Origin of the sequence: Halalkalibaculum sp. DA3122 (assembly GCF_043951865.1) — a bacterium.
Classification (GTDB): domain Bacteria; phylum Bacteroidota; class Rhodothermia; order Balneolales; family Balneolaceae; genus JAMQKA01.
The window spans coordinates 140,767-162,885 of sequence record NZ_JBINJF010000009.1 but is presented as its reverse complement, the minus strand read 5'-3'; the positions used below and the strand labels follow the sequence as shown (position 1 = coordinate 162,885).

Annotated in this window: 25 protein-coding genes; 14 read left to right on the top strand and 11 right to left on the bottom strand. The window is 49.9% G+C overall.

Annotated features, from left to right (window positions below; genetic code table 11):
- The 3 genes from ACG2F4_RS08735 to ACG2F4_RS08725 all read left to right on the top strand — a co-directional run.
- Positions 1–304, top strand: a 304-nt coding sequence (locus tag ACG2F4_RS08735) for a hypothetical protein (RefSeq protein ID WP_395259845.1), incomplete at its 5' end; no start/stop codon positions are given.
- Positions 305–437: 133 nt separating this feature from the next.
- Positions 438–935 (top strand): hypothetical protein, encoded by a 498-nt coding sequence (locus tag ACG2F4_RS08730; RefSeq protein WP_395259843.1) that lies wholly within the window; start codon positions 438–440, stop codon positions 933–935.
- 1 nt (position 936) lies between these two features.
- Positions 937–2,199 (top strand): hypothetical protein, encoded by a 1,263-nt coding sequence (locus tag ACG2F4_RS08725; RefSeq protein ID WP_395259842.1) that lies wholly within the window; start codon positions 937–939, stop codon positions 2,197–2,199.
- A gap of 67 nt (positions 2,200–2,266) precedes the next feature.
- On the opposite strand, the gene ACG2F4_RS08720 is transcribed toward ACG2F4_RS08725, so the two are convergent.
- Positions 2,267–2,674 carry a DUF5362 family protein gene (locus tag ACG2F4_RS08720; RefSeq protein ID WP_395259841.1) on the bottom strand — a complete coding sequence of 136 codons (408 nt, stop codon included), beginning with the start codon at positions 2,672–2,674 and terminating at the stop codon, positions 2,267–2,269.
- 240 nt (positions 2,675–2,914) lie between these two features.
- On the opposite strand from ACG2F4_RS08720, the gene ACG2F4_RS08715 reads away from it, so the two are divergent.
- From ACG2F4_RS08715 to ACG2F4_RS08700, 4 genes are read left to right on the top strand one after another with little or no spacing between them, the layout of a single operon-like run.
- Positions 2,915–3,370: an ATP-dependent zinc protease gene (locus tag ACG2F4_RS08715; RefSeq protein WP_395259840.1), complete on the top strand. Its 456-nt coding sequence runs from the start codon at positions 2,915–2,917 to the stop codon at positions 3,368–3,370.
- A gap of 4 nt (positions 3,371–3,374) precedes the next feature.
- On the top strand, positions 3,375–4,298 hold the full coding sequence (rimK, locus tag ACG2F4_RS08710) for a 30S ribosomal protein S6--L-glutamate ligase (protein WP_395259839.1): 924 nt from the start codon (positions 3,375–3,377) through the stop codon (positions 4,296–4,298).
- Entirely contained in the window at positions 4,291–5,250 is a 960-nt protein-coding gene (locus tag ACG2F4_RS08705; protein WP_395259838.1) for a succinylglutamate desuccinylase/aspartoacylase family protein, read from the top strand. Before rimK ends, ACG2F4_RS08705 begins: the two co-directional genes overlap by 8 nt.
- 1 nt (position 5,251) lies before the next feature.
- A complete protein-coding gene (locus tag ACG2F4_RS08700; protein ID WP_395259837.1) occupies positions 5,252–5,605 on the top strand; it encodes a DUF952 domain-containing protein in 354 nt (117 codons plus the stop codon).
- 50 nt (positions 5,606–5,655) lie between these two features.
- Here ACG2F4_RS08700 and ACG2F4_RS08695 read toward each other — a convergent pair whose 3' ends face one another.
- The 4 genes from ACG2F4_RS08695 to ACG2F4_RS08680 form a co-directional block, all read right to left on the bottom strand.
- Positions 5,656–6,144 (bottom strand): fasciclin domain-containing protein, encoded by a 489-nt coding sequence (locus tag ACG2F4_RS08695; protein ID WP_395259836.1) that lies wholly within the window; start codon positions 6,142–6,144, stop codon positions 5,656–5,658.
- A 186-nt stretch (positions 6,145–6,330) separates the two neighbouring features.
- Positions 6,331–6,693: a response regulator gene (locus ACG2F4_RS08690; protein WP_395259835.1), complete on the bottom strand. Its 363-nt coding sequence runs from the start codon at positions 6,691–6,693 to the stop codon at positions 6,331–6,333.
- A 239-nt stretch (positions 6,694–6,932) separates the two neighbouring features.
- On the bottom strand, positions 6,933–7,571 hold the full coding sequence (locus ACG2F4_RS08685) for a class I SAM-dependent methyltransferase (RefSeq protein WP_395259834.1): 639 nt from the start codon (positions 7,569–7,571) through the stop codon (positions 6,933–6,935).
- 12 nt (positions 7,572–7,583) lie between these two features.
- Complete coding sequence (locus ACG2F4_RS08680) at positions 7,584–8,753, bottom strand: DUF3419 family protein (protein WP_395259833.1); 1,170 nt, start codon at positions 8,751–8,753, stop codon at positions 7,584–7,586.
- A 156-nt stretch (positions 8,754–8,909) separates the two neighbouring features.
- On the opposite strand from ACG2F4_RS08680, the gene ACG2F4_RS08675 reads away from it, so the two are divergent.
- The 7 genes from ACG2F4_RS08675 (at position 8,910) to eno (ending at position 15,563) form a co-directional block, all read left to right on the top strand.
- Positions 8,910–9,158 (top strand): hypothetical protein, encoded by a 249-nt coding sequence (locus ACG2F4_RS08675; RefSeq protein WP_395259832.1) that lies wholly within the window; start codon positions 8,910–8,912, stop codon positions 9,156–9,158.
- Positions 9,159–9,259: 101 nt separating this feature from the next.
- A protein-coding gene (gene prfB / locus ACG2F4_RS08670) for a peptide chain release factor 2 (protein ID WP_395259831.1) occupies positions 9,260–10,385 on the top strand; the annotation gives its coding sequence in 2 pieces (ribosomal slippage) (positions 9,260–9,337 and positions 9,339–10,385; 1,125 coding nt in all).
- Positions 10,372–11,961 carry an L-aspartate oxidase gene (gene nadB, locus ACG2F4_RS08665; protein ID WP_395259830.1) on the top strand — a complete coding sequence of 530 codons (1,590 nt, stop codon included), beginning with the start codon at positions 10,372–10,374 and terminating at the stop codon, positions 11,959–11,961. Before prfB ends, nadB begins: the two co-directional genes overlap by 14 nt.
- A gap of 6 nt (positions 11,962–11,967) precedes the next feature.
- Positions 11,968–12,582, top strand: coding sequence for a dephospho-CoA kinase (gene coaE, locus ACG2F4_RS08660; protein ID WP_395259829.1), 615 nt, complete (start codon positions 11,968–11,970; stop codon positions 12,580–12,582).
- 210 nt (positions 12,583–12,792) lie between these two features.
- On the top strand, positions 12,793–13,245 hold the full coding sequence (locus tag ACG2F4_RS08655) for a nuclear transport factor 2 family protein (RefSeq protein WP_395259828.1): 453 nt from the start codon (positions 12,793–12,795) through the stop codon (positions 13,243–13,245).
- 60 nt (positions 13,246–13,305) lie between these two features.
- Entirely contained in the window at positions 13,306–14,304 is a 999-nt protein-coding gene (locus tag ACG2F4_RS08650; protein ID WP_395259827.1) for a phosphotransferase family protein, read from the top strand.
- Positions 14,301–15,563 carry a phosphopyruvate hydratase gene (gene eno, locus ACG2F4_RS08645; protein WP_395259826.1) on the top strand — a complete coding sequence of 421 codons (1,263 nt, stop codon included), beginning with the start codon at positions 14,301–14,303 and terminating at the stop codon, positions 15,561–15,563. The genes ACG2F4_RS08650 and eno overlap by 4 nt, the downstream gene beginning before the upstream one ends.
- A gap of 304 nt (positions 15,564–15,867) precedes the next feature.
- On the opposite strand, the gene ACG2F4_RS08640 is transcribed toward eno, so the two are convergent.
- From ACG2F4_RS08640 to msrB, 6 genes are all read right to left on the bottom strand, one after another.
- Positions 15,868–17,589, bottom strand: coding sequence for an IlvD/Edd family dehydratase (locus tag ACG2F4_RS08640; protein WP_395259825.1), 1,722 nt, complete (start codon positions 17,587–17,589; stop codon positions 15,868–15,870).
- 197 nt (positions 17,590–17,786) lie between these two features.
- Positions 17,787–18,674: an SMP-30/gluconolactonase/LRE family protein gene (locus ACG2F4_RS08635; protein WP_395259824.1), complete on the bottom strand. Its 888-nt coding sequence runs from the start codon at positions 18,672–18,674 to the stop codon at positions 17,787–17,789.
- Positions 18,675–18,681: 7 nt separating this feature from the next.
- Positions 18,682–19,452: an SDR family NAD(P)-dependent oxidoreductase gene (locus ACG2F4_RS08630; RefSeq protein ID WP_395259823.1), complete on the bottom strand. Its 771-nt coding sequence runs from the start codon at positions 19,450–19,452 to the stop codon at positions 18,682–18,684.
- Positions 19,453–19,465: 13 nt separating this feature from the next.
- Entirely contained in the window at positions 19,466–20,323 is an 858-nt protein-coding gene (locus ACG2F4_RS08625; RefSeq protein ID WP_395259822.1) for a fumarylacetoacetate hydrolase family protein, read from the bottom strand.
- Positions 20,324–20,346: 23 nt separating this feature from the next.
- Complete coding sequence (locus tag ACG2F4_RS08620; protein ID WP_395259821.1) at positions 20,347–21,123, bottom strand: SDR family NAD(P)-dependent oxidoreductase; 777 nt, start codon at positions 21,121–21,123, stop codon at positions 20,347–20,349.
- Positions 21,124–21,551: 428 nt separating this feature from the next.
- The gene (gene msrB, locus ACG2F4_RS08615; RefSeq protein WP_395259820.1) at positions 21,552–22,100 is read right to left on the bottom strand and encodes a peptide-methionine (R)-S-oxide reductase MsrB; all 549 of its coding nucleotides are present in this window, start codon (positions 22,098–22,100) and stop codon (positions 21,552–21,554) included.
- Positions 22,101–22,119 lie beyond the last annotated feature (19 nt).

Here is a 22,119-nt window from a genome sequence, read left to right as displayed (position 1 = left end):
ATCATTACAGTCTGTAACAGGCTGCGAAATGGGCCTTTCAGCTGCGTTGAAGGACAAATCACCTGCTCAACGTACCAACGTACGTCTGCGCGGCCCTTTGCCCTTCGCCTTGCTGAAAAACCAATTTCTTGGCGAGAAATCCGGACTAATTATCGTGGATACTGTTTTGCTGAAGAAAGTCGCCTCTTTTAGAGCAGCAGGATACAGCTCGATACCTGGATCGCCACTTCGTATCTCTTCGCTATTCTGCCTGACCTTGTGCGCCCGGGTTACAACTTTTCCCGGAGGAACAGGCAGCGGATAATTCTGAACAGATAAATATTGCAATTGCATCTCATACCGATTCTGGTCGGCAATGCCGGAACATTTTGTCGAAAAGTTGTCTATAAGTGATTGAAATCGATTCATTTTAACCCATTCACACGAAAGACGGAAATATGAAATACTCGTTACACGCTCTTCCTGTATGGTTAACTGGTTTGCTGCTGTTGGTTGCGGGATGCAAACAGTCCCTGGTGATTAGCGACGTAAATTACGCGCAGCCGATCGAATCTGTGCTGACACCTGATGAAGAGGGTACAGTGGTTGATGTACAGCATGGACTCAGCTTTAATATTCTGCCCCTGCAATTTGCTGAGACCGGGGACAGCAGCGCTGTCGCCACCCGGCAGGTACGACTTATTCGAGGGAAGCAGGGGTTTTACTACATCACCGCCCCCGGCTACTCCAATGTATACGTGATGGCGCCGGAAAAGCATAAATTGACGTTGAAAAGAGAGATTAATATTGATGAGGAGGGGATCGAAGAGCCCGCCTTTAATCAACGGGAGGCCTATGTACAGTTGCTGGACAGGAAAACCAGCGAGAGTTACAGGCTGACTGAGCAGGGGATACTGGAAAATGACAACGAACTTGCAAGCAGGGAGGAAAACTGATATGAAGATAAAAGCATTCAGAGCTGAAGGTATCGGTACGATATTGGCCTCATGGATCATGGTATTTACTGTCTCGGGAGTGCTTTGCGCCCAGGAAATACAGTCGGACTACCAGATACAGCAGGAGTACCGGGCGGCAGTCCAGTCAGTAAAAGCAGAACTTGACGAGGTAAGCAGTCAGGCAGAAGCCAGGGAAACAGGTGGACGCATAGACTCGCTGGAGAGTTTTTATGCCGAACATGCGGCGTTAATCAATAAAGCGATCTATCCGGCCACCTTCGAAGAGCAGATTACCGAACTTAAAAACAGGGCACGTATCGCGTACAATAACCTGGCCAGGATTGCACGCCAGGAGGCAAAACTGAACCAGCTTGACGAGCAATTGGACCGTTATGGAGACAGGCTTGCCCGGCTGAATGCCCGTGCAGATTCCCTGCAAGCCGCCGTCCAAAACTCTGTGGCCAGCGAAAAAGAACTCTCCGGTCAGCTGCGAAATTACCGGGAAAGCCTGGAACGCCGGGATGCACTGATCCTCTCGTTTATCGATTCCGTCATAGTAACCTATCAGAACATGGAGATCGCTTCAATCGGAGATTTGGAGCAGATCCGCTCCGAAAATCGCCTGAAAACCGATCGGAGTCCATTGACTATGATTCGAACCATTCCTTCTGAAAGCATGCAGCTGCTGGAATCAAATTCGGAACTGGGTACGGGAGACTATCTCAGGATGAAGAAAGTGCAGGAAGAGTTTGCGCAGATGTGGGAGACCGTGGGAAGCAAATTTTCCGAAGCGTACAGCGTAAATCCGCGGCAGACTGAATCGGAGATACAGCAGGCTGCCCTGCGTTGGGAGCAAGCCCTCAACGAACGGCTGTGGACCTCCCTGAACCAGTCGTTTAAAGAAGCGGATATAGAACTGAAAAAATTTGATGATCCCAACTCACTGTATGAGGCATTGAATACATATGTTGAGCAGGGCTTTACCCAGAGCAAGCAGGACTCGGGTGAGAAAACCTACCAGGATTTTTCCCGTTTTTCCGACTTTTGGAACCATCGCGTGAAGGGGCAGTGGACCCCCGGCATTATACAGGCGGAGATTTTGACCAGCGCCCAGATCGCAACAATTGACCAGAAAACAAACCAGTGGGCGACAGTTGCAAAACCGGAATCCAATCTGCTGGCCTACCTGCTGGGGGTTAGCGTGTTAGCCGTTGCCGTGCTTGGATTTATGCTGTTTAGAGAAAAAACGGCTGAAAAAAAATAACGGTTCAATATTCAGAAGTATTGAAGAGTGCCGAATACCACGCGGCGCTCTTCACTTCAGGTTCATTTCAGGCAAAATCCTGCGGCATCGACATCATTCCAAGAGACAGCAGGTAAATCATGGCAATTATGTACAGGAGGAACAGCACTATCATCACGATGATTAAAACCTTGTAGAAAAAGAAAAACTTCCGCTGGTCTTCAAAAGCCCGGGCCAGGTGAAAAAAATCGGTGGATTTTGCGAATTTGCGAAAGGAATCTGCTGAATCACGGAGCTTCAGGTGGTAAATGATCATCGGTATTCCGATGATTGCTCCCACAATCGTAAGGCATAACAAGGCTCCCTGAATGATGTATACTATGGAAAAGAATTTCATATCCCTGGCCATCCTGTCCACATGATCCTCGATCTGGCCATTGGTTAAAAAAGAGACGTTTTGGAGCGTAATTTCCGGGGTGTCGTTATCGGTATTCATGTTGATGGTTTTTATTTTATCCAGTTTACCTCAATAGATAGGCCTATTCGTCAACTATTGCAATCTGGACCGGGCAACCGGTACCCAAAATTTTGCTTATCGCCGAAACGAAAGAATCAGCTTATCTAATGCTTATAAATATGCTCCGGATGGATGAATGATAGCAGAATAAACAGTATACTTACCCACCGATTTTAACTGTTTGGATGCCAGGAAGGTTATGATCTACAGCAGAGGGTTATGTCAAAATCCAAAAAAACTACTAAAATAATTGGCCGGGTAGAGCAGGTTAGTTTCCCGGAGTGGGATCTCATCGATCTGGATGCCAAAATTGACACCGGGGCGTACACCTCAAGCCTGCACTGCCATCACATTGAAAAAACCGGGGAGGACCGTATCCGGTTTAACTTGCTGGATCCTTCGCACGACACGTACAATGAAAAGCTGTTTGAACTGCCGATACACCGGGAGAAAACCGTGCGGAGCTCGAACGGAATCACCGAACAGCGGTTTGTCGTCAAGACAAAGATCGAGCTGATGAACGAGATATATGACATTGAGCTTTCGCTGACGGATCGGTCTGAGATGAATTACCCGGTTCTGCTGGGGAGAAAATTGTTGAAACGGGGGTTCCTGGTGGATGTCTCCCGGAAATACCTGTCCAACAAGAATTTGAAAGAAGAAAACCGAGATTAATTACATGCATATTGTTGTACTTTCCCGGAATGCAGAACTGTATTCCACAAGTCGCCTGGTTGAGGCGATTGAACAGGCTGGCCACCAGGCAACTGTCCTGGATCACCTGAAGTGTGATATTGTCAGTGAGAAAGATAACCCCTGCATATATTACCGCGGCACAAAAGTGACCGATGTTGATGCAATTATTCCCCGGATCGGGGCTTCGGTGACTTTTTACGGGTCCGCGGTGGTCCGCCAGTTTGAGATGATGAAGGTGTTTGCGGCCGTTGAATCGCAGGCGCTTGTCCGGTCTCGCGACAAGTTGAGAAGCCTGCAGATTTTGGCACGGGCAGGCGTGGGAATGCCCAAGACCGTATTTACCAACTATTCCACCGAGGTAAAAAAAATTATCGACAGTGTGGGGGGAGCGCCACTGATTATCAAGCTGCTGGAGGGGACCCAGGGCGTGGGTGTTGTACTTGCTCCCACACAGAAGGCCGCTGAATCGATGATCCAGGCCTTTCACAGCATGAAGGCCCGCGTCATCGTCCAGGAGTTCGTGGAAGAGGCCAAGGGCGAAGATATCAGGGCTTTTGTGGTCGACGGCAAAGTGGTTGGGGCAATGAAACGTAAGGGAAAAGAGGGGGAGTTTCGGTCAAATATTCATCGCGGCGGTTCTACGGAGCTTATCAAGTTGACGAAAGAACAGCGACGTGCCGCCCTCGTTGCCACCCGGTCCATGGGGCTTTCGGTGGCGGGAGTCGATATGCTGGAATCTGCACGGGGTCCGCTGGTCCTCGAGGTCAACTCCTCTCCCGGACTGGAAGGTATTGAAAAAGCCACCAAAAAGGATATTGCAGGTAAAATCGTGTCCTACGTTGAGCGAAAAGTAAAACAGATAAATGCGCGAACCAGTAAACAACGCAGGTTAAAAAGCGATGCCTGAGTTCATATCCATTAACAAGTACAAAATCGGGGTGGGCGAACAGCAGAAGATTCAACTCAATATCGCGCGGCTCCCGACCTATACCAGTATTGATCTGCCGGTGCATGTATATCGCGGCAGCCAGGATGGGCCGGTGTTGCTGCTTACCGGGGGACTCCACGGAGATGAAATTAACGGTATTGAAATTATCCGGCGCATGATTGTAAAGGAGACAATTATTCCGGAGAAGGGCTCTGTGATTGCCATTCCACTTGTTAACATCTACGGATTTATACAAAATGCGCGCGGGGTGCCCGACGGCAAAGATATCAACCGCAGTTTTCCCGGTGTGAAAACGGGCTCGCTCGCCAAGCTGCTCGCTTACACATTGATGAACAAGATTATTCCACAGATCGACTACGGCATTGATTTTCATACGGGAGGCGCCTCGCGTGCCAACTTCCCGCAAATCCGATGCACCCTGGATATCGACAAAAACACAGAACTGGCCCGCGCCTTCCATCCCCCGGTGGTTTTGCATTCAAGCCTGATTGACAAATCATTCAGAAAAGCGGCCTACCGAAAAGGAAAACACATTTTGGTATATGAAACAGGGGAGGCACAGCGTTTTGACGAGTTTGGGATACAGCTGGCCATGAACGGAACCCTGCGCCTGATGGAACACCTGGGCATGCGCTCCTCTGCGCCACAGGCCGACTACGAGACAGAAGTCTATCCCAAATCAACCTGGATCCGGGCAAAGTATGCAGGACTGTTTAGTCCGCGTATTGCCCTGGGAGATCATATAAACAAGCGACAGGTGCTGGGACGCATAACCGACCCGTTCGGTAACGAAACATTTAATGCCGTTTGCCCTCACCACGGCCGTGTCATCGGTATCAACAATACGCCGGTGGTACACAAAGGGGACGCTCTGGTACACCTTGCTTACAATAAAAACAAAAAAGATTAGCATGACCGACGATATCATATTTCACCTGGTACCGCTTTCTGAGTGGAAGGCCCATCAGGATGCGGGACTTTATAAACCTGATTCACTGGAGGAGGAAGGGTTTATTCACTGTTCCAACGGAAAACAGGTGCAGGAGGTGGCCAACCGCCGCTTCAAGGGCGAAAAGGAGCTGATGCTTATTGTCATTGACGTGGCCAGCCTGGAACCACCGGTAAAACTGGAAAAGCCGGAAGGGCGGGACCAGAAATACCCACACGTAAAAGGTCCGCTGAACATCGATGCCATTATTGACAAAATTAAGCTGGCTCCCGAAGAAGATGGTACCTTTTACATCCAGTTTGAAATGAATGAGTAAAAGCGGATGAATAACAGAGCCGGCACGTGGGTGCCACTGGTCGTCTAAAATTACTCCTCCAAAACGCCGTCAACCAGGTGGATAACCCCGTTTTGGGCCCGGATGTTCGGTTTCACGATGGTGACGTTATTTGTCACTTCATTGATTTTAACGGTATTTTCGTTGTCAACACTTATGGTAAGGACGAGACCGCCCATGGTAGGAACCTTGGACATCGCAATGATTTGTCGCTGGGTAGCCATCCCGGTTAACAGGTGATTCATGACAAAACGTTCGGCCCAGGAGCTGTTTGCACGGTTCAGGCGATCCTGCATTTCTTCAAGGGCAGTATTGGTGGGAGCGAAAATAGTATAGGGACCACCGGAATTGAGTGTCGAATTAAGGCCCGCTTTTTCAATAGTGTTGACAAAGATGCTTGCCTCATCCTGCTCACTGAGTACGTCAAATACATTTTGAGCAGGCAGCAACAGGGGCACCAGTGCAAGTATGCAGGTGAGGGCTCCTGACCTCAGGAAGCCTCTCTTGTGACAATATCCCATATCCATTTCCTTTATTAGTGTAAAAAGAGCCTTGGAAAGCAGTATTTGCAAAGGCCCTCGCAAATTTTATTAAAATCGTCTGTTAATGAGCGATATTTCCCTGGTATCAATTAATTCAGATTATGAATAAGTAGCAAATTTCAAAAATGCCATTCCTCGTTTTTAACCTTTGTACGCGCCATTGTCTCATCCCGAATTATTCATCTCTGCAATTGATTTCTTTAGCTGGTCAAATGCGATCGGTTTAACCAGATATGCTACAAAATTGGTCTGTTCAGCCCGTTCTATTGTAGAATAGTCGGAATTCCCCGTAACATAGATGACAGGTACATCAGAATGGGTGCGAATCTTTTCCATCGTTTCGATGCCATCAATCTGCCCCTCGAGCATGATATCCATCAGTATGAGGTCAACGCTGTTGTTCTCTACAATATCAATTGCTGACTCTCCCATTGTAACGCTATCAACGACACGGTGACCTATCCGCTGAACCATACGGCTCAACATCAGTGAAAGCACACGGTCATCCTCGACAATGAGTATCTTCATATAATGCTATAAATACAGCTTAAATTATTTTTAAAAACATGATACATATTTTTTTAAGAATAACAAGTCTTAAAACTTTTTAATTAAATGGCCTGCAGTTGTTTACATGGTATCTCAAGTTCAATGCCATTATAAAATAGAGAATTTGAGCCTGTTGAAGACAGGCAGCAGGCTTTCATAAAGGACCGTTTCAGGAGAAGGGAGGTTAAAAGCCTTTTGTGCAGGCAAATTTAACAATTCTATATGTCTGCCGACGGTCTGCGCCGACCAATAAAAAGCAGGTATCTCCACAGTCCGAGGTAGGCTTTTTTGTGTTGTGTTAGTCTCGGTATAAATAGCCTGTTAAGCAGGGAAGTAAGTTGTCCGTCTATTGCTACGTGATTGAGCTTCATCCAGCGTTGGAACCAGCTGAACCGGGTATCAGAAAAGTCAACAACTGCAACATAGCCGTCGCTGGTGAGATCCCGGTGGACCTGTTTCATAATTTGTTCGGCCTGGCTGCCCAGCATCGAGAGGGAGTAGGAAAGCAGAATAAGGTTGAAAGGCTCAAAATTGAATTTGTTATCACCATAGGCGCCGTTAACAAGGGTGATTTGCCGGCTTTTGTCAACCTTGGTGCGCGCCTGACGGATCATGTCGCCGGAAAGATCCATGCCGTAAATCAGGGCATCGGGAAAAAGGTATTCCAGGTTAGTGAGATTGGTACCGGTTCCGCAACCGATCTCCAGGATACGCGGATTTGGAGGAAGTTCGGGAATGCGATTCAGGAGCTCTTCACGTCCGAAAAGAAAGCTCCACCGGGTCCAGTCATATATTGACGAATGAAGGCGGTAGTAGCGTTCAATTTTTTTGTTGCGCAGTTCAATATCCGGTTCCACTGCATTAATTTTTTAGGATTCGACAATTCCAAGGTGTGTACTCCCGTAGGTCCCGACCCGGTCCTGCTTGTGGAGAGAGGAGGTTCGTTCGGGATAGAAGGTCACATTCTCCCGGACGAAACCAGGCAGGAAGTCCACTTTGTGGCAGGCCGACCGAAACAGGATGCGGGCGCCCGGGGCTGCATTGTTTAATATTAGCTCCCATTCTTGCTCCAGTTCGCCCGGATGCGCATTCGCCAGCCAGTCTTGGTGGTCGAGCAGCACAAAATGGGTGTAGCGGTCCGGATGATGCTCAAGGAAGTCGGACAAGGTACCGGAGTGGAGTTGAATGCGATTCACCCGCTGCTGCAGTAGCTTAAAATTGGACTCTCTGAGGTAGTTGGGACAGCACCCCGGAGTGTAGGAGCCCGTAATGTACACCCTCCAAAAATAGTTTTGGCGGATCGGCAGCTCGGTAAACACGTGTTCCATCGAGCTGCGGATGAACGAAAGCATCCCCCCGTCGTACTCTTGCTCAATAAGGTTACGCTGGGACCGGGGCACACCGAGCAGGGCCATGGTTGAGTTTCGGCTGAGTAGCCAGCGAGAAAAGCCGTTCCACAACTCAGGCTCAATTTCCCGGTAGTAATACCGCTGTTCCTGCAGAGAGCTGGCATCCAGCAGGTTCAGGGCATTGGCATACAACCCCTTCCGCTTGATTTGGCGATGCACCATATGCGCAATTTTGCCGGAAGTTCCACAAAAATAAAAGGATGGTCGGACCGGAGTGCGGCTGAAATAATTGATCTTTTTGTCCCAGAACCGGCACGCCTGTTGTGGCATATGTTGTCGCAGATTTTGTCGGTAGACCATTTCTGCTGCCGGATGTGAGCCCCGACCCAAGAAGTCAAAAAGGAGCTTGTAATCACCATGCCTGAAAAACGCGTTCTTTAACGCCATCAATGCATTTTGACGGGGATTGGCGTCAACCGAGTGAATAATTCGGGGATTATCCAGCAAATAGTCAAGCACATTGCAGCCGGCGCTGGTCAGCATAACCACCTTGCTTTTGCTGTTTAAATTCAGCAATGATCGGTCTATTTTCGGGTCCTCCCAGCACGTGTTGTACACCAGGTGGTTGGTGACGATGGAATCAAAGAACCGGTTTTGTATATTCCTGACGAGATCTTTTAAAGCAGACATAAAAACCCTTTAATTAGTGAAAGGTAGTATAACTGCTTTATATTTACAGAGTATGAATACAGCATTATCACTCTGTTAAGAAGAATAAAATTGAGGGGTGAGATTCAGTCAGTAATTCTTATCTTTTAAACAGATTATAACCTAAATAATTTTATTATGGCCGAGAATAAAAATTCATCCGAAAACGAAGTGAACGAACAGCAAGCCGAACTGGAGGAAAAGATATCTTCCTATGAAAAATTGCTGGACAGGCTGAGGGAAGAACGTCGACATGTGGAAGAAGAGATCAGCCGGGACTACCGAAATGCCCGCAGGTATGTACGCTCCCATCCTGAAGAGGGTATTTTGTTCTCTTTTGTAGGGGGAGTTGCCCTCGGATTTTTAATTGGAAAATTAACGAAGTAGCAGTGAGTGGGGAGTCTTGTGCCACGAGCACCACATCGCTCAACCAGCCAAACGAATCCAAGACTCACAACTCACGCCCCAAGACCCAAGACCAGAAAAATATGAGCAACACAACCACTGTTAACCTTGATGAACTCGGTGAATTATTTGAGCGCGTGGATGCGCTAAGGGGGTATCTTTGACTATGATCAGCGAAAAGTAAATATCATAGAACTGCAGGAACAAACCCAGGCGCCCGGCTTTTGGGACGATCCCGACCAGGCCCGCCAGGTGATGAAAAAGCTGGATCACGAGAAAGGGCTGGTAAACAGTTGGGATGAGCTCAACGAGCTGCGGGAAAGCATCCAGGTATACCAGCAGTTCCTCGAAGAGGGAGAAGATGTAACAGCCGAGCTGCAGGAAGAGGTAAAAAAGCTCAAGGTGAAGCTGGAGGAACTGGAGTTTAAGAATATGCTAAGCGGCGAAGATGACCACCGCGATGCTATCCTGACGTTTAATCCCGGTGCCGGCGGTACCGAAAGCCAGGACTGGGCCGAGATGCTTTACCGGATGTATACCCGCTGGGCCAAGAAAGAGGGCTACGATATCTCCGTTATTGAGTACCAGCAGGGCGAAGTGGCGGGAATCAAAAGTGCGACAATTCAGGTGGAAGGGGACTATGCCTACGGATTTCTCAAATCCGAAAGCGGGGTTCACCGGCTGGTTCGCATTTCTCCTTTTGACAGCAACTCCCGCCGGCATACGTCATTCTGCTCGGTCTTTGTTTCCCCTCTCGTAGACGATTCTATTGAAGTGGATATCAATGAAGGGGATGTCGAGCTGCAGCGGTTTCACGCCAGCGGGGCCGGCGGACAAAATGTTAACAAGGTGGAGACCGGGGTACGCCTGATCTGGGAGGGCGAGCTCTCCGACGGATCGAAAGAACGGGTGGTGGCGGAATGCCAGCAGGAACGCTCCCAGATGCAGAACCGGGAGAAGGCGATGGTACTGCTGAAATCCAAAATTTATGAGCTGGAAAAACAGATTAAAGAGCGGGAGAAAGCCCGGCTCGAAGCCTCCAAAAAAGATATTGAATGGGGATCACAGATTCGTTCCTATGTATTTCATCCCTACAACATGGTCAAGGATCACCGAACGGAACATGAAACTTCCAGTGTCGATGCGGTGATGGATGGCGAACTTGATGAATTTATTAAAGCTTACCTGATGCAGGATGCAACCTCGTAAATTTGATTTTCTCGTAATAGGAAGTGGCATTGCCGGATTGACGTTTGCCCTGAAAGCGGCTGACAGGGGTACGGTCGGGGTGGTCACAAAAAAAGAGATCATGGAGGCCAACACGGCCTACGCCCAGGGCGGCATTGCCGGGGTATTCAATACCGAGCAGGACTCTTTTGAAAAGCATATTGACGATACACTGGAGGCCGGGGCTGGCCTGTGTAACCGTGAGGCGGTCGAGTGTATCGTGCGAAATGCCCCGAGGCTGATCGAGGAACTTATGAAGATGGGGGCCGAATTCACCCGCAAGGAGGGGGAGCTTCACCTGGGAAGAGAGGGAGGCCACTCCGAAAACCGTATCGTCCATGCCGCCGATGCCACTGGCTGGGAAATTGAGCGAGCACTGGTGAACCGCGTTCGCACTCATCCCAATATTGAGATATTTGAACATCATTTTGCGCTCGATATCCTGACGGAGCACCATCTCGGCCAGGAAGTCTCATTTGACGATACTATCCACTGTTTTGGAGCGTACGTGCTGGATGAGGAGAGTTCTGCTGTGCATCGGATGCTTGCCAAAATTACGGTACTGGCTGCCGGCGGCGCGGGACAGGTGTACCTGCACTCCACCAACCCGGAGGTGGCCACCGGCGATGGCATTGCGATGGCCTACCGGGCCAAGGCGCGGATCGAAAATATGGAGTTTGTCCAGTTTCATCCCACCTCGCTTGCGATACCGGAGGCCGATTCCTTCCTGATTTCTGAAGCTGTCCGGGGATACGGGGGCATACTCATAAATGCAGAGGGGGAGGCGTTCATGAAAAAGTACGATGAGCGGGAAGAGCTGGCTCCGCGTGATATCGTAGCACGCGCCATCGACGATCAGCTCAAGAAAAGCGGGGCCAAAAGTGTGTTCCTGGATATCACCCACAAAGATGCGGAAAAAACCAAAGAGGCGTTTCCCACGATTTATGAGACCTGCCTTTCATACGGCCTCGATATCACCCAGAAACCGATCCCGGTGGTCCCGGCGGCGCATTACACCTGTGGAGGCGTGGCTACCGACCTTGACGGGACCAGCAGTATCGACCGGCTTTTTGTCTGCGGCGAAAATGCCTGTACCGGGGTTCACGGCGCAAACCGGCTGGCGTCCAACAGTTTGCTGGAATCTCTCGTTTTTGCCGATCGCGCAGCCCAAAAGGCCGTTCAACTGGTGGATAAAATAGAAATTAACACGGACATTCCAGCCTGGGATGCCAGCGGAACGGTTAATACGGAGGAATGGATTCTCGTCTCGCATAACAAGCAGGAGGTGCAACAGGTGATGTGGGATTATGTGGGAATAGTGCGCAGCAACCTGCGGCTGGAGCGGGCGATGCGGCGCATCAAAATGCTTCATGAAGAGGTCGAGGATTTTTATCAGCGCACCCGGGTCAGCGTACCACTGTGCGAGCTCCGGAACTTGGTAAGCGTGGCCCATATTATTGTGCAGTCGGCGATGCAGCGAAAGGAGAGCAGGGGACTTCATTACACGACGGACTATCCCGAACCGGCCGACCAAAAAATTACCACTACAATAGAGTAGGATCGCATGATTTCTGTTGGCATCACCGGGGGCATTGGAAGTGGAAAAACAACCGTTTGCAATATCTGGGAGAAGCTTGGAGCGTTTGTGCTCAACGCAGATGATCTGGCAAAAAAGATCATGATCGAAAATGAGGAGGTCATCTCAGAGATCCGCACCAGTTTTGGGGATAAGGCGTATCACCCAGACGGGCGGTTGAACCGGTCATATTTGGCTGTAGAAGCATTTCAGAAAGACCGGGTCAGCGAATTGAATGCCATAGTCCATCCCAGGATACCGGCTGAAAGTCGTAAAATTATGGAGACCGCACGCCGCAGGGGATACAAGCTTTTTGTCTACGAAGCCGCCCTGCTTTTTGAAAATCTGAAACCGGGATTCCTCGACTATATCGTATTAGTGCTTGCTGACCAACAAAAACGTACGGAACGTGTTAAAAAAAGGGATCGCACGTCAGCAAAGAACGTCAGGCAGCGAATGGAAAAGCAACAGGATTTTGGAAAATATGTAAATCTGGCAGATTTCGTCATTTATAATAACGACTCGCTGGAAGAACTGGAAACACGGGCAAGGGAACTGTATCATACGTTGCTGAACAGCCAAAAGGGGAATACTCGCAATTGATTTTGCCTGTCTGGCGGTTGATCGATGATAAAACGGCGATTTGGGCTCAGGTAGAATCTGGGGATTAAGCGGGCGTAAAATTCCAAAAATTAAACCTATAATCTCATACAAACGATTGCAAAATTACTCAGTAACGACACCACAGGCGTTCGGGAACCCAGGTTTTACATACTTCTATATCAACAAATCAAAAATAAATAAGGAACGGGAATGACTACATACACCAACATTATACTGGCAGCCTCAATATTATTGTTTACACTCTCAAGCTGTACTCAGGAAAATAGCAGTGAAGTTCCCTCTGTCGATCCGGCAGTTACGCAACAAGTGCTGGATCACCATTGGAAAACATTTGTCGAAAATGACCTGGAGGGCGTAATGGCCGACTATACGGAGGAATCGATCCTGATTACACCAGACACCACGTATCGCGGACTTGATGCCATCAGGGATAATTTTATATCGGCATTTGAGGCTTTTCCGGCTGGTGAAAGCACCTTGACCCTCAAAAAAAGCGTGGTGGAACAGGAGGTCGGCTATATTCTCTGGGAGGCCTCAACCGAAAATTTTGACCTTATCTTTGCCACAGACACCTTTATAATCCGGGATGGTAAAATTGTACGTCAAACGTATGGCGGCATAACGGCTCAAGAGGCAGAGTAGCCATTTCGTATCTGAAACGTGAATCCATCGACGGCAATCGTTCATTACCTGCTTTTGTGAATGAATAGGAAAAAAATCGTATACCTGCTGAAAGACCAGGGGCTCCTGTCGGGTTCTTCCGTTGAGCTTAAACCGCTCGAGGGAGGTGTATCTTCTGATATTTACCTGGCTACCGACGGCCGGCATAAGTATGTGATTAAACAGGCCCTCCAAAAATTACAGGTTGAGGATGACTGGTACGCCGACATCTCGAGGAATGACATTGAACAGGATTTTATACGGTACCTGGGAAAATACCGGCCTGGAGCGATCCCGAAGCTGATTTACAGCAACAAGGAAGAACATTTTTATGTGATGGAGTTCCTTGGTAAGGATTTCCGGAACTGGAAACAGGAGATGCTCGGGGGAGTGTTTAACCGGGAAACGGCTGTAAAAGCGGCCGGGTTACTGGCTGATATCCATCTTCATTCTCAGGATGACGATGATTTGAGACAACAATTTAACAATCTTGAGAATTTTTACAGCCTGCGTATAGAACCCTACCTCATCACGACCGGCAGGCGACACCCGCGGCTGCAATCCCATTTTGATGAGGAAGCGGAACGGTTGCAACAGCACCGGCAGGCACTGGTGCATGGAGATTTCAGCCCCAAAAACATCATGGTAAAAGGGGACCGGGTAGTGATACTGGATCACGAAGTGGCCTGGTACGGGGATCCCGCGTTTGATGCAGCATTTTTCCTGAATCACCTGTACCTGAAAATGCTGTATCACTACACCCGGCAGGGAGAGATCGCGGACCTGGCAACGGCTGCCTGGGACACATATTTCAGCCAGCTGGACAAGCCGTTGCGTGAAGGCCTCGAAAAGCGGGTCGGCCGGCTGCTGCTCATGATGATGCTGGCACGCGTGGATGGGAAATCTCCCGTAGAATACCTGGAGGAACGTCAACAGAAATTTATAAGAGATTTCGTCCACCACCAGCTTCCCGGCCGTGTGCTTTTCCTTTCTGATATTAACGAAAACTGGAAATCCAAAATGGAGAATACCAACGTTTGAAAATTGCAGATATAGACGCATACCAGGTGTTCGATTCAAGGGGGAATCCAACCCTCGAAGCCGAAGTTAAACTGGAAAACGGGGAAAAGGCAACGGCCATGGTTCCCTCGGGAGCCTCAACCGGGCAATATGAGGTCCTGGAACTGCGGGACGAAAACCCGGAAAAGTTTATGGGCCGATCCGTAACAAAGGCTATTCAAAACATTCGGGCAGAGATTCGGCCGGAAATTACAGGCAGGGAGGTACACAGACAGGCCCGCCTAGACGAGTTGATGATAGCCCTGGATGGCACCGACAATAAAAGACGGCTGGGCGCCAATGCCATACTCGGGGTTTCAATGGCTGTAGCCAGGGCATCTGCCAAAGCACAGCAGCGATCCTTGTTTGAAACACTGGATCAGGAAGGAACCCTGCTTCCACTTCCTGAAATCCAGATAATCGGGGGGGGAGCGCATGCCGGTGGAAGGATTGACATACAGGATTTCATGATTATTTGCACCGGTGCAGAGAGTTATCACCAGTGCCTGGAGATGACATTCAACGTATTTCATCACTGTGGTGCACTGTTACGTGAACATGGAAAGTTGGCTGGAGTGGCGGATGAAGGGGGATACTGGCCGGAATTTGACTCCAATGAAGAGGTCTTCGACATATTGCTCGAGGCGATACAACGGGCCGGGTATCAGCCGGGTTCCGATATTCACCTGTCGCTGGATATCGCCGCCGCCGAACTGTTCCGTGACGGGAAATACCACCTGACACTGGAAGACCGGTCGTTGACACCCAGTGAGTTTTACGATGTGATTGCCGGCTGGATTGAACAGTATCCGGTCATCTCAATTGAAGACCCGTTTGCCGAAGAAGATGAGACGAATTGGAATAAGCTTACCGCAGCATACGGGGACCGCGTCCAGGTTATCGGGGACGACCTGTTTACCACCGACATCAACCGCGTGCGTGCCGGAAAAGACAAGGGATTGGCCAACAGCGTACTGATCAAACTCAACCAGATTGGCACGGTGACGGAGACGATCAACTGCATACGGCAGGCGCAATCATTTGGCTGGACACCCGTAGTGTCGGCCCGCTCTGGAGAAACAGAGGACCCGTTTATCTCACATCTTGCTGTAGCCACTGAAGCCGGCCAGCTGAAAGTGGGTTCATTCAGCCGCTCTGAACGGATGGCGAAGTGGAACGAGGTAATCCGTATTGAGCGCGAACTTGGGGAGAGAGCCCGGTTTACCGGATTACTCAGATGAGGGGGGACTAGAAACTCAACCACACCCGCCGCAGAGGATATATTTTTCCCGACTTTCTCTCCCGTGCAGTAAATACGCATCCTCAAAAAGTCACGAAAGCTTTTTGCTGGAAAGGAGTGTTTTTTATGTGAACCCGGGAATTATGGAATTTTGAATTTCGTAGGGCCTCCGCAAGGAGATAATTTCTTCTTGATTATTGAGTCCCTCTTGGATCAAGCCAAAAGGGACTCCGCTGTCGGCAAATCAATCCTTTTCCTTTTGGGCTTCCTGACGCCTGTCTGAGGAGCCCCTGAAAACGGGCTTGTCAATGCGATTCCCGCTTCACTTCACTTCCTGATTTTCCGACCAGAAAGTCGAGGTCAGCTCCGAGATGTGCCTGCTCTACATGTTCGATATAGAGATTGACATATCCCCGATCGTAGTTTTCATGTTCGGGGGGAGACCAGTTGTTGCGGCGTTCCTCCAGCTCCTCCTCCGGGACATCCAGATGTAGTCGCTTGTTCTCCACTTCGACTTCAATGATATCGCCATTTTCGACCAGCGCCAGGTTGCTGCCGGTGTATGATTCTGGAGAAACATGCAGAAAGGCCGTGCCAAATGCGGTACCGCTCATGCGTCCGTCGGAGATGCGTACCATATCATCCACACCCTGGTCGAGCATCTTTTTAGGTAATGCCATATTCCCGACCTCCGGCATTCCGGGATATCCTTTTGGACCCACATACTTCAGCACCATAATTGAATCTTTATCAATCTCCAGGTCCGGATCGTCCACCCGCTCCTTGTAGTCCTCAATATTTTCGAAAACAACCGCTTTGCCCCGGTGCTTCAGGAGTTCAGGGGTAGCCGCCGAGGTTTTGATGACTGCGCCCTCGGGACAGAGATTGCCCCGCACTACCGTAATGCCCGCCTCTTCCTGGAACGGTTCTTCTATAGTCGCAATAACATCCCGGTCGAAGCATTCGGCGGCCGCATTGTTTTCGTACAGGCTTTTGCCGTTGGCCGTGATTGCATCCCCGTTCAGATGATCTTTAAGCTCTTTGATAACCACGGGAAGTCCCCCGGCATAGTAGAAATCTTCCATGAAATGATCACCGGAAGGCTGCAGGTTGACCAGCAGGGGAATGTCGCTCCCATATTTATCGAAATCCTCCAGCTCTAGGTCAATGCCGATGCGGCGGGCAATCGCCGTCAGATGCACAATAAAGTTTGTAGAACCGCCGATTGCGGCATTTACTTTGATGGCGTTGACAAATGCCTCCTTCGTCAGAATATCGGAAGGACAGAGATCCTCTTCCACCATATCCACAATGCGGCGCCCCGAACGGTGGGCCATTACCTTGCGGCGGGAGTCGGCGGCCGGAATAGCGGCATTGCCGGGCAAACTCAGTCCCAGGGATTCGACCATCGAGGCCATTGTCGAGGCGGTACCCATGACGGCACAGTGTCCCTGGCTGCGGCACATGGCCCCTTCGGCCGCCCGCAGTTTTTCATCATCCATCTCGCCCTTTTTCTGGTCGGCTGCAAATCTCCAAACATCAGAAGTGGCAATATCTTTACCGCGGAATTTGCCCGTGAGCATCGGTCCGCCGGAAATTACCAGCGAGGGGATATCCACGCTGCAGGCCCCCATAACCAGGGAAGGGGTCGTCTTGTCACAGCCGCACATAAGAACCACGCCGTCAAGCGGATTGGCACGAATCGACTCCTCCACATCCATGCTGGCCAGGTTTCGGTAGAGCATGGCCGTGGGTCGAATCAGGGTTTCGCCCAGCGACATCACCGGGAACTCGAGCGGGAATCCGCCCGCCTCCCAGATTCCCCGCTTTACCGATTCCGCCAGCTCGCGAAAGTGGGCGTTGCAGGGTGTTAACTCGGACCACGTGTTGCAAATACCGATGACCGGTTTCCCTTCAAACTCATCCGAAGGGAATCCCTGGTTTTTCATCCAGCTCCGGTAGATGAAACCATCTTTGCCTTTTTTGCCAAACCAGTCACTGCTGCGCAGTTTTTTATCAGAACTCATATCTATTTATTGGTCTAAAATGTGATTATTACGATTTTAAATCTGTATAAGAAGGCTTTGCAAACCCTTTAGTTTCTCGTTCTGAGGAAGTTGTCCTCCCGTTTAAAAGGGCAATAATGCCGGTGGTACAACCATCCCCAACAAATAGCATGTTCTGCAAAGGCTCCTATGAATTTTCGTTGAATATTCATGAATTTTTAGCCGGCAAAGCGTCTAGCGGGAGTACCGTTAAAAGGTACTTTTGCTCTGAAAATTGACCCTGATAGGGGATACTTTTCAACTTGTTCCTCTTTCATATGCTCCCTGGCGGTAGTTATGTAAAGTTCGTCAAGCTGATCTCCCCCGAATGTACAGGAGGTAACCTGGGGAACCGGCAACTCCACTTCATACAAAGTGTTGCCGTTACCCGGATCGATGCAAATTACTTTGAAGCCGTTGTACAATGCAACCCAGAGGTTGCCTTCGGTATCGATCGTCATGCCGTCGGGGAGTGCATCCGGGTGATCCAGCTCGAGTACCACTGAACGATTGTCAATTTCGGCTGTATGTTCATCAAAATCGAATGAATAGATCGTGCGGTCGGGGGAATCGATAAAATAAAACGCTTCAAGCCCGGTATCCCAGGCCATGCCGTTCGGTATCGTCAGCCTGCGCAACTTTAGATCGATGCTGAGGTTGGAATTCAGCATGTAGAGGCTCCCCGCCCCCTGCTGCTGATCGTAGGAAAGCGTTCCTGCCCAAAAGCGTCCCCGCGGATCGCATTTCCCGTCATTGAACCGGTGATTGGGCAGATGTGCCTCCGGATCGGAAAGATGGGTTGTTTTCCGGGTTTCAAAATCGTAGAACGCAAATCCCGATTTCAATGCCAGCACTGCTCCCCGATCTTCTCGCATCGCAAAGGACCCTACGTGTTCACCAATTTCGAAGCTGGTATTTTGTTTGCGGCGGGCGTCATACCTGTACAGAATCCCTGAAAGGATATCCACCCAGTACAGCTGGTTTTCCCGCTCATCCCATACCGGGCACTCCGCTAGGGTGGCATCATACTCAAGTTCAAGTTCCGCTTTTTGGGAGGGTATACTCATCTTTGGTCTAATCTTTTTTACTGCCTTCCACTTTAAGTCCGATACCGCCGTCAATTCGTATTGGCTGGCCCGTAATAAAGGAGCCTTTGTCACTGGCAACAAAAGCAACAAGCTCGCCAATCTCCTCCTGCCGGGCCATCCGTTTGAGCAGATGAATATCGATGGTTTCCTGGCGGACCGCCTCGGGGTCTGGCGACTGCTGGAACGCCTGCCGGTTCAGGGGCGTATCGACACCGCCGGGACACACCGCCACACTGCGGATATCCGGGGCATAATCTACGGCGATACTCCGTGTCAAACCGATCAACGCAGCCTTTGAGGTCGCATAAGCGGCCACCTTTTCCTGGGTTACAAACGCCTGTACGCTTGACATGTTGACGACTACGCCACTGCCGTTTTCCTGCATATAGGGGATGGCGTGCCTGGAGCAGAGATAAGCCCCCTTCAGGTTGACATTCATCAAAGAATCCCACTGATCTTCGGTGGTTTCCGTGACGGTGGCGTAGTGCAGGATGCCGGCATTATTCACCAGCACGTCGATGCCGCCGAAATGGGAGGCGGCCTGTTCCATCGCATCCGCCACCTGCTGTTCCCTGGAGATATCGCACTGGATAAACAGGGCCCGCTGACCGAGCTGTTCGCTGCGCTCAATCCCGGCTTTTTCATCAATATCGAGCAGTACAACCTGTGCCTCCTCGCGGTAAAAGACCTCCGCACAACCGGCACCGATACCTTTTGCGGCACCGGTAATGACTACCGTCTTGTTTTTAAATGACATGATTGCCCCCCGTTTATGAGTGATATGCTTTTGCACGCTGTCGTGAAGATCCGAGTCCTTCAATACCGAGCTCCACCTCGTCACCGGGCTTCAGGTATTCGGGCGGGTTAAAGCCAAGTCCCACGCCGGCGGGTGTTCCGGTAGAGATGATATCGCCGGCCCGAAGCGTCATAAACTGTGAGATGTAGCTGACCAGATAGGGAATCCCGAATATGAGCTTGCTGGTGCTGCCGTCCTGTTTGAGTTCCCCGTTAACCTTCAGCCAGAGCCGGAGATTATCGATATCCTCAATTTCATCCTTGGTGGCCAGGTATGGTCCCAGCGGCGCAAATGTATCGCAGCTCTTTCCTTTCACCCACTGGCCGCCCCGTTCCAGCTGAAACTCGCGCTCGCTGTAGTCGTTGTGAACACAGTAACCGGCCACGTATTCCAATGCCTCCTCTTCAGAGACGTATGAAGCCTTTTTGCCGATGACTACGGCGAGCTCAACTTCCCAGTCGGTTTTCTGGCTGTTTTTGGGGATTACAAGATCATCGTTCGGGCCAACGATGGATGAAGTGGCCTTGAAAAACAGTATCGGTTCGTCGGGAATATCCATGCCGCCTTCTTTGGCGTGATCTTCGTAATTCAAGCCGATGCACACCATCTTACCCGGCCGGGCCACCGGTGGAGCCAGCCGCTCGGATTCGCCGATTCCAGGGGCGGAAGTGCCATTTTCGGCCACCCACTCCGAGAGACGGCGAAGTCCATCGTTTTCAAAAAAAGATTCGGTATAGTCTTCACCAAAAGCGCTGACATCAATTTTAGAGCCGTCAGGGCGTATCAGGCCCGGTTTTTCTTGTCCTTGTTCACCAAAACGAATTAACTTCATGTAGTTTCAAGTCGGTTTTTAGATTATGTGTTCAATGTGGTAAAGCCACCGTCGATCGTATAGTTGGAACCGGTAATAAATGCCGATTCATCGGAGCAGAGATATAGAGCAAGTCCTGCGATCTCCTCCGGTTTACCCATCCGGCCAATCGGCTGGGTCTTTGAAAGTTTTTCAAACATCTCATCCTCCTGGCCGGGGTAGTTTTCCTCCAGGTAACCATCCACAAAAGGGGTGTGTACCCGTGCGGGTGAGATCGCATTGCATCGTATGCCGTCACCTATATAATCTTTTGCGATTGAATAGGTCATCGTCAATACGGCGCCCTTTGTAGTGGAATAGGCGAACCGTTCAGGGATGCCCAGCGTAGCCGCTATGGAGGCCATGTTGACGATGGCGCCTCCCCCGGATTCTTTCATCTTTTTTACCCCGGCCAGGGAACAGTTATATACCCCCTTCACATTGACGGAAAGCAGCCGGTCCATATCCTCTTCGGTGGTATTTTCGAGAGTCCCGATATGGGCGATACCGGCATTATTGACCAGGATATTAAGACGGTTGTGGGTATCATATACCTGATCAAAAGCATCCAGCACCGCTTGCTGATCAGCCACATTCACGCAGTAGTAGTGGGCGTCCCCGCCTGCATCATTGATTTCGGCGGCTGCCTGCTGGCCGGACTCTTCATCAAGATCCAGAATGTGAACATCCGCGCCCTGCCGGGCAAACAGCTGGGCGATACTCTTGCCGATACCTTTGCCGGCTCCTGTGATGACGGCTGTCTTCTGTGACAATGTGAACATTGATTTATAACAGTTTTGTGTTCGAATTTTACTTAACGCCTAAATCCTTCAAATAAGTTGAGCGAGCCTGGTGGCGAGGGGATGGCAGCCCGCCCGAAACTTCAACAGGTTATCGCAGGCTGGAGATATCACTGCCCGTAACAAACGGTGATATCGAAGCACTATGAGCATGTTGCTCCACCCACCGGCACGAAAATGTCATGAGCTATATACCGATAAATTTTCATGAATTCTATTGACAATTCCCGCAGAATAATCAACAGGTAAATCATCCCGTATTTATATTCAAAGAGTAGACCGATTCAGTACATCCCCTCAGGTCCATTCGATTATACATAAAGTTATTTCAATATTCACATTTTGAGCGGGGATATTTGTATGCCGGTGACAACGTGCCGTGGCAAAGGTAAAGAGGTGGAATGTTGGAATTAGTCGACCGCCTGCTCCTTAAAGTCGAGTGCCGCTGAATTCATGCAGTAGCGCAGTCCCGTGGGTTCGGGACCATCGTTGAAAACATGACCAATATGAGAACCGCATCGCGAACACACGATCTCTGTTCGCGTCATAAAAAAGCTGTTGTCCTCTCTTTCTTCTACCGCAGAAGGGGTGATCGGTTTCCAGAAGCTGGGCCAGCCGGTTCCCGATCGGTATTTATGCCTGGAACTATACAGCGGCTGCCCGCAGGCCCCGCAGTAGTAAATACCTTCTTTTTTGTTATCCCAGTACTCATTGACAAACGGTATTTCAGTACCGCGCTCGCGAAGAATCCTGAACTCTTTGGCGGTTAACAGTTTACGCCATTCTTCTTCTGTTTTTTCAATTTTACCGCCGTTTTGTGCCGGCATTGTATCCTGGGTGTGGGTTGCGAGTGAATGAAAAGAGGCCTTTCGGGACTGCTTTTCGTGCTTCTGGTTCATATTGCAAGCCGCCATGAAAGCAACGGCAACAGTAACCAATAATAATATTCGGATATCCATGACAATTCTCCCGTTTATG